This window comes from Aliirhizobium smilacinae (genome assembly GCF_006335145.1).
In the GTDB taxonomy this organism is placed as follows: Bacteria; Pseudomonadota; Alphaproteobacteria; order Rhizobiales; family Rhizobiaceae; genus Neorhizobium; species Neorhizobium smilacinae.
Genome location: NZ_VDMN01000001.1, coordinates 430,087 through 442,246, shown reverse-complemented (window position 1 = coordinate 442,246; position 12,160 = coordinate 430,087). Strand labels below are relative to the sequence as shown.

Genomic DNA, 12,160 nt, shown 5'->3' with positions numbered 1-12,160 from the left:
GACTATATGAATGCTGCACGCACGACGCATGAATAATGCGTCCTCTGTCTTCCGTGGTCCATCCGGAATGGGATTGGGCCACGTTTTGCGCATGAGGAATGTGCGTGTCGCCGCCGGAAACGGCACATCGATGGTCCCGCAAGGGGCTTTGAATAAGATTTTGCAAGGGATGGGTATATGCCTACCGTAAACCAGCTGATCCGTAAGCCGCGTCAGGCCAACGTAAAGCGCAATAAGGTTCCTGCTCTGCAGGAAAACCCGCAGAAGCGCGGCGTTTGCACACGCGTCTACACCACGACCCCGAAGAAGCCGAACTCGGCTCTGCGTAAGGTCGCCAAGATTCGCCTCACCAATGGCTTCGAAGTCATCGGCTACATTCCGGGTGAAGGTCACAACCTGCAGGAACACTCTGTCGTCATGATCCGTGGCGGCCGCGTAAAGGACTTGCCGGGCGTTCGTTACCACATCATCCGCGGCGTTCTCGATACCCAGGGTGTCAAGAACCGTAAGCAGCGCCGTTCGAAGTACGGTGCAAAGCGTCCGAAGTAATCCTTCGGACTTTGAATTAATCAATCCGGCGCTGCGCGAGGTTCTCCGCGTGATAAAGCGCCCGTAACGTTTAGAGACGAGATTAGTATGTCCAGACGCCATCGTGCAGAGAAGCGTGAGATCAACCCGGACCCGAAGTTCGGCGATCTGATCGTCACCAAGTTCATGAATGCCATCATGCTTCATGGCAAAAAGTCCGTTGCTGAAAGCATCGTTTACGGTGCGTTCGATTCCGTGCAGGGCAAGGCCAAGGCCGACCCGCTGGGTATCTTCCATTCGGCGCTCGACAATGTCGCGCCGCATGTTGAAGTTCGCTCGCGTCGTGTTGGTGGTGCGACCTATCAGGTTCCGGTTGACGTGCGTCCGGAACGCCGCCAGGCGCTCGCCATTCGTTGGCTGATCACCGCTGCCCGCAAGCGCAACGAGACCACCATGATCGATCGCCTGTCCGGCGAGCTCATGGATGCCGCAAACAACCGTGGTTCGGCCGTCAAGAAGCGTGAAGACACGCATAAGATGGCTGACGCGAACCGCGCATTCTCGCACTACCGCTGGTAATCTTAACCGATCGAATTTCGAAAGGCAGTCATTATGGCTCGCGAATATAAAATCGAAGACTACCGCAACTTCGGTATCATGGCGCATATCGACGCCGGCAAGACCACGACCACCGAGCGTATTCTTTATTACACCGGCAAGTCGCACAAGATCGGCGAAGTTCATGACGGCGCTGCCACCATGGACTGGATGGAGCAGGAGCAGGAGCGTGGCATCACGATCACTTCCGCTGCAACCACGACCTACTGGACCGGCCGTGACGGTACGAAGCGTCGGTTCAACATCATCGACACCCCCGGCCACGTTGACTTCACCATCGAAGTCGAACGTTCGCTGCGCGTGCTTGACGGTGCGATCGCTCTTCTCGATGCCAACGCCGGCGTAGAGCCGCAGACGGAAACCGTCTGGCGTCAGGCCGAGAAGTACAACGTCCCGCGGATGATCTTCTGCAACAAGATGGACAAGACCGGCGCGGACTTCTACCGCTCGGTTGAGATGATCAAGACCCGTCTTGGCGCCACCGCTGTTGTCATGCAGCTCCCGATCGGTGCAGAAACCGAATTCAAGGGTGTTGTCGACCTGATCGAGATGAATGCTCTCGTATGGCGCGACGAATCCCTCGGTGCTGCTTGGGATGTCGTTGAAATCCCGGAAGACCTGAAGGAAAAGGCTGTCGAGTATCGCGAAAAGCTGATCGAGACGGTTGTCGAGGTCGACGAAGAAGCGCTTGAAGCCTATCTGAACGGCGAGATGCCGGACAACGACAAGATCCGTGCCCTGGTTCGCCGCGGCACCATCGATGTCAAGTTCCACCCGATGTTCTGCGGCACTGCCTTCAAGAACAAGGGTGTCCAGCCGCTTCTCGACGCCGTTTGCGATTACCTGCCTTCGCCGCTGGATATTCCGGCGATCAAGGGTATCGACTTCAAGACCGAAGCCGAAATCGAGCGTCACGCTGACGATGCCGAGCCGCTTTCGATGCTGGCGTTCAAGATCATGAACGACCCCTTCGTCGGTTCGCTCACCTTCGCACGTATCTATTCGGGCAAGCTCGAAAAGGGCACGTCGGTTCTGAACACGGTCAAGGACAAGCGCGAGCGTGTCGGCCGTATGTTGCAGATGCACTCGAACAGCCGCGAAGACATCGAAGAAGCCTTCTCCGGCGACATCGTTGCTCTGGCTGGCCTCAAGGAAACCACCACTGGCGATACGCTCTGCGATCCGCTGAAGCCGGTTATCCTCGAGCGCATGGAATTCCCCGAGCCGGTCATCCAGATCGCGATCGAGCCGAAGTCCAAGGGCGACCAGGAAAAGATGGGCCTCGCGCTCAACCGCCTGGCTGCTGAAGATCCGTCGTTCCGCGTCAAGACTGACCAGGAATCCGGTCAGACGATCATTGCCGGCATGGGCGAACTTCACCTCGACATTCTCGTTGACCGTATGCGTCGCGAGTTTAAGGTTGAAGCCAACGTCGGTGCTCCGCAGGTTGCCTACCGCGAAACCATCACCAAGACGCACGAAGAAGACTACACGCACAAGAAGCAGTCCGGTGGCACCGGTCAGTTCGCGCGCGTCAAGATCATCTTCGAACCGAATCCTGAAGGCGAAGACTTCAAGTTCGAATCCAAGATCGTCGGTGGTTCTGTTCCGAAGGAATACATCCCGGGCGTTCAGAAGGGTATCGAAAGCGTTCTGTCTTCCGGTCCGCTCGCTGGCTTCCCGATGCTCGGCGTCAAGGCCACCCTCATCGATGGTGCCTTCCATGACGTCGACTCCTCGGTCCTCGCCTTCGAAATCGCATCGCGTGCCTGCTTCCGTGAAGCAGCCAAGAAGGCCGGCGCTCAGCTGCTCGAGCCGATGATGAAGGTCGAAGTCGTAACGCCGGAAGATTACGTCGGTGACGTGATCGGCGACCTGAATTCGCGTCGTGGCCAGATCCAGGGCCAGGAACAGCGCGGCATCGCGATCGTTATCAACGCTCACGTTCCGCTGGCGAACATGTTCAAGTACGTCGACAACCTGCGCTCCATGTCCCAGGGCCGCGCGCAGTACTCGATGACCTTCGATCACTACGCGCCGGTTCCGTCGAACGTCGCGACCGAAATCCAGGCTAAGTATTCCGGTCAGAAGTAATCGGAATACGAAACCAAGAATACGCCCCGGTCTCGCACCGGGGCGACAACAAGAATTTGAGCCTTTAAAGGCTTACACAAGATGGAGAGCCTGCAATGGCAAAGAGCAAGTTTGAGCGCAACAAGCCTCACGTCAACATTGGCACGATCGGTCACGTTGACCACGGCAAGACGTCGTTGACGGCAGCGATCACGAAGTACTTCGGTGAATTCAAGGCGTATGACCAGATCGACGCAGCGCCGGAAGAAAAGGCCCGCGGCATCACGATTTCGACGGCTCACGTCGAATACGAAACGCCTGCCCGTCACTACGCGCACGTTGACTGCCCCGGCCACGCCGACTACGTCAAGAACATGATCACCGGTGCTGCCCAGATGGACGGCGCGATCCTGGTTTGCTCGGCTGCCGACGGCCCGATGCCGCAGACCCGCGAGCACATCCTGCTCGCCCGTCAGGTTGGCGTTCCGGCACTGGTCGTGTTCCTCAACAAGGTCGACCAGGTTGACGACGAAGAGCTTCTCGAGCTCGTCGAAATGGAAGTTCGCGAACTTCTGTCGTCCTACGACTTCCCGGGCGACGATGTTCCTGTCGTCAAGGGTTCGGCTCTGGCCGCTCTCAACGACAGCGACAAGACGATCGGTGAGGACGCGATCCGCGAGCTTATGGCTCAGGTCGATGCCTACATCCCGACGCCTGAGCGTCCGATCGACCAGCCGTTCCTGATGCCGATCGAAGACGTGTTCTCGATCTCGGGTCGCGGTACGGTTGTGACCGGTCGCGTCGAGCGCGGCATCGTCAAGGTTGGCGAAGAAGTCGAAATCGTCGGCATCAAGGCCACTTCGAAGACGACGGTTACCGGCGTTGAAATGTTCCGCAAGCTGCTCGATCAGGGCCAGGCCGGCGACAACATCGGTGCACTGGTTCGTGGCGTTCAGCGCGACGGCGTCGAGCGTGGTCAGATCCTGTGCAAGCCGGGTTCGGTCAAGCCGCACAAGAAGTTCATGGCTGAAGCCTACATCCTGACGAAGGAAGAAGGCGGCCGTCATACGCCGTTCTTCACCAACTACCGTCCGCAGTTCTACTTCCGCACGACGGACGTGACGGGCATCGTTTCGCTGCCGGAAGGCACGGAAATGGTTATGCCTGGCGATAACGTCACGGTTGAAGTCGAGCTGATCGTTCCGATCGCGATGGAAGAAAAGCTGCGCTTCGCTATCCGCGAAGGCGGCCGTACCGTCGGCGCCGGCATCGTCGCCTCGATCGTCGAGTAATAAATAAGGGCAGGGCGGTATCCTCGGATGCCGCCCGCTTTAATTTTTTTTAAGCAAGTGGCCTGATTGCGGCTTGCTTATGACACAAAAACATAGCAAATGGCGCGCAAGCGTGATTTGCGCCTGCTTCGCTATGGCGACGCAGCAAGTTGCATAAGAATTTAAGGTGGGCCTTCGGGCCTGAAGACTGGAATAGGGCATCTGCTGGAAGCGGTGTTCTCTTCGATCTTTGAAACCGGTGATCCGCCTTAGGTAGAAGAACAACCCGTGTCATTACGTTTGGCACGTGGAGAACAGACAACAAGGATAACGTCGAATGAACGGCCAAAATATCCGCATTCGCCTTAAGGCATTCGATCACCGTATTCTCGACGCTTCTACGCGCGAGATCGTGTCGACGGCGAAGCGCACCGGAGCAAGTGTCCGGGGCCCCGTTCCGCTTCCGACCCGCATCGAGAAGTTTACGGTTAACCGGTCCCCCCACATCGACAAGAAGAGCCGCGAGCAGTTCGAGATGCGCACGCATAAGCGCCTCCTCGATATCGTTGACCCGACACCACAGACGGTGGACGCGCTGATGAAGCTCGACCTCGCCGCTGGCGTCGATGTTGAGATCAAGCTCTGAGCAATCAGAGCTGAGTTGGAAGGATTGAACCGATGCGTTCAGGTGTAATTGCACAAAAGATTGGGATGACCCGCGTCTACAACGACGCCGGCGAGCATATCCCGGTAACCGTATTGCGTCTCGACAGCTGCCAGGTCGTTGCTCACCGCACAGAAGAGAAGAACGGCTATGTCGCTCTTCAGCTCGGTGCAGGCGTTGCCAAGGTGAAGAACACCTCCAAGGCAATGCGCGGCAACTTTGCCATCGCAAATGTCGAGCCGAAGTCGAAGCTCGTTGAGTTTCGCGTTTCTGAAGAAAACTTGATCGAAGTCGGCACCGAGCTGAAGGCAGATCACTTTACGGCCGGTCAGCTGGTCGACGTGACTGGTACTTCGATCGGTAAGGGCTTTGCCGGCGCCATGAAGCGCCACAACTTCGGCGGCCTGCGTGCGACCCACGGTGTTTCCGTGTCGCACCGTTCGCACGGTTCGACTGGTAACAACCAGGATCCGGGCAAGGTCTGGAAGGGCAAGCGTATGGCTGGTCACATGGGCAGCACGCGTATCACCACCCAGAACCTCGAAGTCGTGTCCACCGATGAAGGCCGCGGCCTGATCCTCGTCAAGGGTGCCGTCCCCGGCTCCAAGGGCGCTTGGATCGTTGTTCGCGACGCCGTCAAGTCGGCTGCGAAGTAAGGGAGCCAAGTATCATGGAATTCAACGTCAAGACCCTCGAGGGAAAAGACGCCGGCAAGGTTTCCCTGTCCGACGCGATTTTCGGCCTCGACCCGCGCGAGGATATCCTCGCCCGTATGGTTCGTTACCAGCTTGCCAAGAAGCAGCAGGGTTCGCACCAGACGCTGACGCGCGCAGAAGTTTCGCGCACCGGCGCCAAGATGTTCAAGCAGAAGGGTACGGGCCGCGCTCGTCACCATTCGGCTCGCGCTCCGCAGTTCCGCGGTGGTGGTAAGGCTCACGGCCCGGTTTCCCGTAGCCATGCCTTCGATCTGCCGAAGAAGGTTCGCGCTCTCGCTCTGCGTCACGCTCTTTCTGCCAAGCTGAAGTCTGAAGATCTTATCGTTATCGACGATCTGGTTGCGACCGAAGCAAAGACCAAGGCTCTCGTCGGCACGTTCGCGTCGCTCGGCCTGACCAATGCTCTGGTTATCGGTGGTGCCGAGCTCGACAGCAACTTCAAGCTCGCAGCCCAGAACATCCCGAACATCGATGTTCTGCCGGTTCAGGGCATCAACGTTTACGACATCCTGCGTCGCGGCAAGCTCGTGCTTTCCAAGGCTGCGGTTGAAGCCCTCGAGGAGCGTTTCAAGTGACCGACATTCGCCACTATGATGTGATCGTATCTCCCTCGATCACCGAAAAGTCGACCCTGCTGTCCGAGCAGAACCAGGTCGTCTTCAACGTTGCCAAGACTGCTTCGAAGCCTGAAATCAAGGCGGCCGTAGAAGCTCTCTTCGGTGTGAAGGTCACTGCCGTCAATACGCTGGTCCGTTTGGGCAAGACGAAGCGCTTCAAGGGCTTCATCGGTAAGCAGAAGGACGTCAAGAAGGCTGTTGTCACCCTGGCCGAAGGTCAGACGATCGACATCTCCACCGGTCTCTGAGGTAAAGAAAAATGGCATTGAAAAGCTATAATCCGACGACCCCGAGCCAGCGTCAGCTGGTCATCGTCGACCGCTCGGGCCTGTGGAAGGGCAAGCCGGTCAAGGCGCTCACCGAGGGTCTCTCCAAGAGCGGCGGCCGTAACAACAACGGCCGCATCACCGCCCGCTTCATCGGCGGCGGTCACAAGCGTACCTACCGCCTGGTCGACTTCAAGCGTCGCAAGTTCGACGTTGAAGGCACGGTCGAGCGTCTGGAATACGACCCGAACCGTTCGGCATTCATCGCGCTCGTAACCTACACGGACGGCGAACAGGCCTACATCATCGCTCCGCAGCGTCTCGCTGCCGGCGACAAGGTCATCGCTTCCTCGAAGGCTGTCGACGTAAAGCCGGGCAACACCATGCCTCTGCAGTACATTCCGGTTGGCTCGATCGTTCATAACGTCGAGATGAAGCCGGGCAAGGGTGGCCAGATCGCTCGTTCGGCTGGCACCTACGTACAGCTCGTCGGTCGTGACGCCGGCATGGCGATCCTTCGTCTGAACTCTGGCGAGCAGCGTCTCGTCCCGGGTTCCTGCCTTGCGTCGATTGGCGCCGTATCCAACCCGGACCACGGCAACACAAACGACGGTAAGGCTGGTCGTACCGTATGGCGTGGCAAGCGTCCGCATAACCGCGGCGTTGTCATGAACCCGGTCGACCACCCGCACGGCGGTGGTGAAGGCCGTACCTCAGGTGGCCGTCACCCGGTTTCGCCTTGGGGCAAGCCCACCAAGGGCAAGCGCACACGTTCGAACAAGTCCACGGACAAGTTCATCATGCGCTCGCGCCACGTGAAGAAGTAAGAGAGGAAGTCGTTCAATGGCTCGTTCAGTATGGAAAGGTCCGTTTGTTGACGGCTATCTTCTCGCGAAGGCTGAGAAGGTACGTGAAGGCGGTCGTAGCGAAGTGATCAAGATGTGGAGCCGTCGCTCCACCATCCTGCCGCAGTTCGTCGGTCTGACCTTCGGCGTCTACAATGGCTCGAAGCACATCCCGGTTAATGTCAACGAAGACATGGTCGGTCACAAGTTCGGTGAATTCGCTCCCACCCGGACCTATTACGGTCACGGCGCGGACAAGAAAGCGAAGAGGAAGTAATCATGGCCAAGGCAAAGACCGAACGCCGGCTGAAGGACAACGAAGCACAGGCAATCGCCCGTACGCTTCGCGTCAGCCCGCAGAAGCTGAACCTGGTTGCCGCCATGATCCGCGGCAAGAAGGTTGAACGTGCGCTCGCAGAACTCGAGTTCTCTCGCAAGCGCATCTCCGGCACGGTGAAGAAGACCCTCGAGTCTGCTATCGCCAACGCTGAAAATAACCATGACCTCGACGTTGACAGCCTGATCGTTGCGGAAGCGTACGTTGGTAAGTCGATCACGATGAAGCGTTTCCACGCTCGCGGCCGCGGCCGTGCATCGCGCATCGAAAAGCCGTTCGCTCACCTGACGATCGTTGTCCGCGAAGTCGAGGAAAAAGGGGAGGCCGCATAATGGGCCAGAAAATTAATCCTATCGGTTTCCGCCTCGGCATTAACCGCACTTGGGACAGCCGCTGGTTCGCCGACAACGCCGAATACGGTCAGCTGCTCCACGAAGACCTGAAGATCCGTGCATATCTCATGCAGGAACTGAAGCAGGCCGGTATCGCCAAAGTGGTCATCGAACGTCCGCACAAGAAGTGCCGCGTCACGATCCACTCGGCTCGCCCGGGCCTGATCATCGGCAAGAAGGGTGCGGACATCGAGAAGCTTCGCAAGAAGATTGCTACGATGACCAACTCCGAAACGCACCTCAACATCGTTGAAGTGCGCAAGCCGGAAGTCGACGCGACGCTGGTTGCCCAGTCGATCGCTCAGCAGCTCGAGCGCCGCGTGGCTTTCCGCCGTGCGATGAAGCGTGCTGTTCAGTCGGCCATGCGTCTTGGCGCCGAAGGCATCAAGATCACTTGCGCCGGCCGTCTTGGCGGCGCGGAAATCGCTCGTACCGAATGGTACCGCGAAGGCCGCGTTCCGTTGCACACGCTGCGTGCAGACATCGATTACGGTACGGCTGAAGCCGAAACCGCATTCGGTATTTGCGGCATCAAGGTCTGGATCTTCAAGGGCGAAATCCTTGAGCACGATCCGATGGCTTCCGAACGTCGCGCGCTGGAAGGCGATGCGCAGGGTCCGGCAAGCCGCGAACGTGGCGACCGTGGCGATCGTCGCCGCGAACGCGAAAACGCTTGATTATCGCTGGCGAAAGATAAGCTCGGAGAAGTAAGAAAATGTTGCAGCCAAAGCGTACCAAGTATCGCAAGCAGTTCAAGGGCCGCATCAAGGGCGTCGCAAAAGGCGGCTTTGACCTGGCATTCGGCGAGTTCGGCCTGAAGGCTCAGGAACCGAACCGCGTGAACGCTCGCGAGATCGAAGCGGCTCGCCGCGCGATCACCCGTTATATGAAGCGCGCGGGCCGTGTATGGATCCGCGTCTTCCCTGACGTCCCGGTTACTGCAAAGCCCACCGAAGTTCGTATGGGTAAGGGTAAGGGATCGGTTGAATACTGGGCTTGCAAGGTCAAGCCTGGTCGTATCATGTTCGAGATCGACGGCGTTTCGGAAGAAATCGCGCGCGAGGCACTTCGCCTCGGTTCTGCCAAGCTCTCGGTCACGACGCGCTTCGTTCAGCGCATCGCAGAGTAAGGAGAAGGCACGATGAAAGCCGAAGACGTACGCGGCCTCAGCGCCGATCAGCTCAAGGACAAGCTTGCGGATCTTAAGAAGGAGCAGTTCAACCTGCGCTTTCAGAAGGCTACCGGCCAGCTCGAGAAGTCCTCGCGCATCACCGAAGTTCGCAAGGACATCGCTCGCGTGAAAACCATTGCCCGCCAGAAGGCGGCAGAAGCCAAGGCCTAAGGAACAATAATATGCCAAAACGCATTCTGCAGGGCGTTGTCGTTTCCGACAAGAACGAAAAGACCGTTGTTGTCCGCGTCGAGCGCCGTTTCGCTCACCCGCTGCTTCAGAAGACCGTTCGCCGGTCCAAGAAGTACAAGGCGCATGACGAAAACAACCAGTACAAGGTAGGTGATATCGTTTCCATCGAGGAATGCGCACCGATCTCCAAGGACAAGACCTGGACAGTAATCGCTGCCCAGGCTTGAACGACCAGGAATTTCCGCCCGATGCTGGGCTTGGCCCTTGCGTCTGGCGGAGAATCCTGTATGAAGCACGCCACTGGCGTAGAACGCTCGGAAACGAGCGTTCTTTTGCTTTGAGCGCACGGAAGGTCCCTTTCAGGGAAACCACCTTGGCAAGACCCATCCCGCGCACACTGAAAATATGTTCATAGCCGACACCTCGCGCTTCTGTGCTTGGTGCTCCGGTCATTAGAAAAAGGCGACCTGACATGATTCAGATGCAAACAAACCTCGACGTGGCGGATAATTCCGGCGCACGTCGTGTCATGTGCATCAAGGTGCTGGGCGGCTCCAAGCGCAAGTACGCTTCGGTCGGCGACATTATCGTCGTTTCGATCAAGGAAGCTATTCCGCGCGGCCGCGTGAAGAAGGGCGACGTGATGAAGGCGGTTGTTGTGCGTACCGCTAAAGACATCCGTCGCGCCGACGGCAGCGTCATCCGCTTCGACAACAACGCAGCGGTTCTCATCGACAACAAGAAAGAGCCGATCGGCACCCGTATCTTCGGACCGGTTCCGCGCGAACTTCGCGCCAAGAACCACATGAAGATCATCTCGCTGGCTCCAGAAGTACTGTAAGGAGCGGGACCCATGCAGAAGATCAAGAAGGGCGACAACGTCGTCATCCTCGCCGGCAAGGACAAGGGCCGTACCGGTGAAGTTCTCCAGGTCATGCCGAAGGAAGACCGTGCGGTCGTCCGTGGCATCAACATGGTGAAGCGCCATCAGCGTCAGACACAGACGCAGGAAGCTGGCATCATCAACAAGGAAGCATCCATCCATCTGTCGAACCTCGCAGTTGCTGCGAAAGACGGTAAGCCGACCCGCGTTGGTTTCTCTGTCATCGACGGTAAGAAGGTGCGTGTAGCCAAGCGTACGGGAGATGTCATCGATGGCTGAGGCAAAGTATGAGCCGCGGCTCAAGACGGAATACGTCACCCGCATTCGCGCAGCTCTGCAGGAGCAGTTCTCGTTCGCCAACGAGATGATGATCCCCAAGATGGACAAGATCGTCATCAACATGGGCGTGGGCGAGGCAACTGCCGATTCCAAGAAGCCCACGGTTGCCGCAGCCGACCTCGCAGCGATTGCCGGCCAGAAGCCGGTCATCACGCGCGCTCGCAACTCGATCGCTGGCTTCAAGGTTCGCGAAGATATGCCGATCGGCGCGAAGGTCACTCTCCGCGGCGCCCGCATGTATGAATTCATGGATCGCCTGGTCAACATCGCGCTTCCGCGCGTTCGCGACTTTCGCGGCCTGAATCCGAAGTCCTTCGATGGTCGTGGCAACTTCGCCATGGGCCTCAAGGAGCACATTGTGTTCCCGGAAATCAACTACGACAAGGTTGATCAGATGTGGGGCATGGACATCATCGTTTGCACGACGGCGACGAACGACGACGAAGCTCGGGCTCTTCTGAAAGAGTTCAACTTCCCGTTCCGTGCGTAACCGTAACGACGAGCGTTAAAAAGGAACTACGATATGGCGAAGACCAGCGCAGTTGAAAAGAACAAGCGCCGCCGCAAGACAGTTGCCGACCATGCCGCCAAGCGTGCAGTGTTGAAGGCAACCATCATGAACCAGGAACTTCCGATCGAAGAACGGTTCAAGGCAACTATCAAGCTCGCTTCCCTGCCGCGCGATGGCTCGAAGACGCGTATCCGCAACCGTTGTGAAGTCACCGGTCGCCCGCGCGCTTTCTATCGCAAGCTCAAGATGTCGCGTATCGCGCTTCGTGAGCTCGGCAACCTCGGCAAGGTGCCGGGTATTGTTAAGTCGAGCTGGTAAGGAGATCGTTCGATGACCATGACTGATCCCTTGGGCGATATGCTCACACGTATCCGCAACGGCGCTTCCCGCCGCAAGAACTCTGTTACGACGCCGGCTTCGCGCCTTCGCGCTCGTGTTCTGGATGTTCTTCAGGCTGAAGGCTACATTCGCGGTTACTCACAGACCGATTACGGTAACGGCAAGTCCGAGATCGAAATCGAACTGAAGTATTATGAAGGCGCATCCGTGATCCGCAAGATCGGCCGCGTTTCCAAGCCGGGCCGCCGAGTTTATGTCTCGGTCAAGTCCATTCCGCAGGTCGCGAACGGCCTCGGCATCACCATCCTTTCGACCCCGAAGGGCGTGATGGCCGATCACCAGGCTCGTGACCAGAACGTAGGCGGCGAGGTTCTTTGCTCGGTCTTCTAAGGCTGAGC

The 12,160-nt window shown here is 58.0% G+C and carries 20 protein-coding genes; all 20 read left to right on the top strand.

Annotated features, from left to right (window positions below; genetic code table 11):
• Positions 1-177: 177 nt before the first annotated feature.
• The 20 genes from rpsL to rpsH all read left to right on the top strand — a co-directional run bounded on the left by rpsL (position 178) and on the right by rpsH (position 12,152).
• Entirely contained in the window at positions 178-549 is a 372-nt protein-coding gene (gene rpsL, locus FHP24_RS02195) for a 30S ribosomal protein S12 (RefSeq protein ID WP_003547537.1), read from the top strand.
• A gap of 87 nt (positions 550-636) precedes the next feature.
• Positions 637-1,107 carry a 30S ribosomal protein S7 gene (gene rpsG, locus FHP24_RS02190; protein WP_139672228.1) on the top strand — a complete coding sequence of 157 codons (471 nt, stop codon included), beginning with the start codon at positions 637-639 and terminating at the stop codon, positions 1,105-1,107.
• 33 nt (positions 1,108-1,140) lie between these two features.
• Positions 1,141-3,240: an elongation factor G gene (fusA, locus tag FHP24_RS02185; RefSeq protein ID WP_139672225.1), complete on the top strand. Its 2,100-nt coding sequence runs from the start codon at positions 1,141-1,143 to the stop codon at positions 3,238-3,240.
• A gap of 95 nt (positions 3,241-3,335) precedes the next feature.
• Positions 3,336-4,511, top strand: a complete 1,176-nt coding sequence (tuf, locus tag FHP24_RS02180; RefSeq protein WP_139672222.1) for an elongation factor Tu — start codon at positions 3,336-3,338, stop codon at positions 4,509-4,511.
• A gap of 316 nt (positions 4,512-4,827) precedes the next feature.
• The gene (gene rpsJ / locus FHP24_RS02175; protein ID WP_003547547.1) at positions 4,828-5,136 is read left to right on the top strand and encodes a 30S ribosomal protein S10; all 309 of its coding nucleotides are present in this window, start codon (positions 4,828-4,830) and stop codon (positions 5,134-5,136) included.
• A 32-nt stretch (positions 5,137-5,168) separates the two neighbouring features.
• On the top strand, positions 5,169-5,810 hold the full coding sequence (rplC, locus tag FHP24_RS02170) for a 50S ribosomal protein L3 (protein WP_139672219.1): 642 nt from the start codon (positions 5,169-5,171) through the stop codon (positions 5,808-5,810).
• Positions 5,811-5,824: 14 nt separating this feature from the next.
• Entirely contained in the window at positions 5,825-6,445 is a 621-nt protein-coding gene (gene rplD, locus FHP24_RS02165; protein WP_139672216.1) for a 50S ribosomal protein L4, read from the top strand.
• Entirely contained in the window at positions 6,442-6,735 is a 294-nt protein-coding gene (locus tag FHP24_RS02160) for a 50S ribosomal protein L23 (protein WP_119939778.1), read from the top strand. The genes rplD and FHP24_RS02160 overlap by 4 nt, the downstream gene beginning before the upstream one ends.
• A gap of 11 nt (positions 6,736-6,746) precedes the next feature.
• On the top strand, positions 6,747-7,580 hold the full coding sequence (gene rplB / locus FHP24_RS02155) for a 50S ribosomal protein L2 (RefSeq protein ID WP_139672213.1): 834 nt from the start codon (positions 6,747-6,749) through the stop codon (positions 7,578-7,580).
• A 16-nt stretch (positions 7,581-7,596) separates the two neighbouring features.
• Positions 7,597-7,875, top strand: a complete 279-nt coding sequence (gene rpsS / locus FHP24_RS02150; RefSeq protein WP_139672210.1) for a 30S ribosomal protein S19 — start codon at positions 7,597-7,599, stop codon at positions 7,873-7,875.
• A 2-nt stretch (positions 7,876-7,877) separates the two neighbouring features.
• Positions 7,878-8,267, top strand: a complete 390-nt coding sequence (rplV, locus tag FHP24_RS02145; RefSeq protein ID WP_112454902.1) for a 50S ribosomal protein L22 — start codon at positions 7,878-7,880, stop codon at positions 8,265-8,267.
• Entirely contained in the window at positions 8,267-9,004 is a 738-nt protein-coding gene (gene rpsC / locus FHP24_RS02140; RefSeq protein WP_139672207.1) for a 30S ribosomal protein S3, read from the top strand. The genes rplV and rpsC overlap by 1 nt, the downstream gene beginning before the upstream one ends.
• Positions 9,005-9,042: 38 nt before the next feature.
• Positions 9,043-9,456, top strand: a complete 414-nt coding sequence (gene rplP / locus FHP24_RS02135; RefSeq protein WP_093000489.1) for a 50S ribosomal protein L16 — start codon at positions 9,043-9,045, stop codon at positions 9,454-9,456.
• 12 nt (positions 9,457-9,468) lie between these two features.
• Positions 9,469-9,669, top strand: coding sequence for a 50S ribosomal protein L29 (gene rpmC, locus FHP24_RS02130; protein WP_093000490.1), 201 nt, complete (start codon positions 9,469-9,471; stop codon positions 9,667-9,669).
• Positions 9,670-9,680: 11 nt separating this feature from the next.
• Complete coding sequence (rpsQ, locus tag FHP24_RS02125; RefSeq protein ID WP_112454900.1) at positions 9,681-9,917, top strand: 30S ribosomal protein S17; 237 nt, start codon at positions 9,681-9,683, stop codon at positions 9,915-9,917.
• A 245-nt stretch (positions 9,918-10,162) separates the two neighbouring features.
• Positions 10,163-10,531: a 50S ribosomal protein L14 gene (gene rplN, locus FHP24_RS02120; RefSeq protein WP_003495199.1), complete on the top strand. Its 369-nt coding sequence runs from the start codon at positions 10,163-10,165 to the stop codon at positions 10,529-10,531.
• A gap of 12 nt (positions 10,532-10,543) precedes the next feature.
• Positions 10,544-10,852: a 50S ribosomal protein L24 gene (rplX, locus tag FHP24_RS02115; protein WP_139672204.1), complete on the top strand. Its 309-nt coding sequence runs from the start codon at positions 10,544-10,546 to the stop codon at positions 10,850-10,852.
• On the top strand, positions 10,845-11,402 hold the full coding sequence (gene rplE, locus FHP24_RS02110; protein ID WP_139672201.1) for a 50S ribosomal protein L5: 558 nt from the start codon (positions 10,845-10,847) through the stop codon (positions 11,400-11,402). Before rplX ends, rplE begins: the two co-directional genes overlap by 8 nt.
• Before the next feature lie 33 nt (positions 11,403-11,435).
• Entirely contained in the window at positions 11,436-11,741 is a 306-nt protein-coding gene (gene rpsN / locus FHP24_RS02105) for a 30S ribosomal protein S14 (RefSeq protein ID WP_139672198.1), read from the top strand.
• 12 nt (positions 11,742-11,753) lie between these two features.
• Positions 11,754-12,152, top strand: a complete 399-nt coding sequence (rpsH, locus tag FHP24_RS02100) for a 30S ribosomal protein S8 (RefSeq protein WP_139672194.1) — start codon at positions 11,754-11,756, stop codon at positions 12,150-12,152.
• Positions 12,153-12,160: the final 8 nt, after the last annotated feature.

What these genes read in the sequence shown, in the direction of transcription:
- rplC (WP_139672219.1), top strand. Translation starts at nt 5,169, where the DNA reads ATGCGTTCAGGTGTAATTGCACAAAAGATTGGGATGACCCGCGTCTAC.
- fusA (WP_139672225.1), top strand. Translation starts at nt 1,141, where the DNA reads ATGGCTCGCGAATATAAAATCGAAGACTACCGCAACTTCGGTATCATG.
- rplB (WP_139672213.1), top strand. Translation starts at nt 6,747, where the DNA reads ATGGCATTGAAAAGCTATAATCCGACGACCCCGAGCCAGCGTCAGCTG.
- rpsQ (WP_112454900.1), top strand. Translation starts at nt 9,681, where the DNA reads ATGCCAAAACGCATTCTGCAGGGCGTTGTCGTTTCCGACAAGAACGAA.
- rpsL (WP_003547537.1), top strand. Translation starts at nt 178, where the DNA reads ATGCCTACCGTAAACCAGCTGATCCGTAAGCCGCGTCAGGCCAACGTA.
- rpsC (WP_139672207.1), top strand. Translation starts at nt 8,267, where the DNA reads ATGGGCCAGAAAATTAATCCTATCGGTTTCCGCCTCGGCATTAACCGC.
- rpsJ (WP_003547547.1), top strand. Translation starts at nt 4,828, where the DNA reads ATGAACGGCCAAAATATCCGCATTCGCCTTAAGGCATTCGATCACCGT.
- rplE (WP_139672201.1), top strand. Translation starts at nt 10,845, where the DNA reads ATGGCTGAGGCAAAGTATGAGCCGCGGCTCAAGACGGAATACGTCACC.
- rpsN (WP_139672198.1), top strand. Translation starts at nt 11,436, where the DNA reads ATGGCGAAGACCAGCGCAGTTGAAAAGAACAAGCGCCGCCGCAAGACA.
- rplP (WP_093000489.1), top strand. Translation starts at nt 9,043, where the DNA reads ATGTTGCAGCCAAAGCGTACCAAGTATCGCAAGCAGTTCAAGGGCCGC.
- rpsS (WP_139672210.1), top strand. Translation starts at nt 7,597, where the DNA reads ATGGCTCGTTCAGTATGGAAAGGTCCGTTTGTTGACGGCTATCTTCTC.
- rpmC (WP_093000490.1), top strand. Translation starts at nt 9,469, where the DNA reads ATGAAAGCCGAAGACGTACGCGGCCTCAGCGCCGATCAGCTCAAGGAC.
- rplV (WP_112454902.1), top strand. Translation starts at nt 7,878, where the DNA reads ATGGCCAAGGCAAAGACCGAACGCCGGCTGAAGGACAACGAAGCACAG.
- rpsG (WP_139672228.1), top strand. Translation starts at nt 637, where the DNA reads ATGTCCAGACGCCATCGTGCAGAGAAGCGTGAGATCAACCCGGACCCG.
- rplN (WP_003495199.1), top strand. Translation starts at nt 10,163, where the DNA reads ATGATTCAGATGCAAACAAACCTCGACGTGGCGGATAATTCCGGCGCA.
- rpsH (WP_139672194.1), top strand. Translation starts at nt 11,754, where the DNA reads ATGACCATGACTGATCCCTTGGGCGATATGCTCACACGTATCCGCAAC.
- rplX (WP_139672204.1), top strand. Translation starts at nt 10,544, where the DNA reads ATGCAGAAGATCAAGAAGGGCGACAACGTCGTCATCCTCGCCGGCAAG.
- rplD (WP_139672216.1), top strand. Translation starts at nt 5,825, where the DNA reads ATGGAATTCAACGTCAAGACCCTCGAGGGAAAAGACGCCGGCAAGGTT.
- tuf (WP_139672222.1), top strand. Translation starts at nt 3,336, where the DNA reads ATGGCAAAGAGCAAGTTTGAGCGCAACAAGCCTCACGTCAACATTGGC.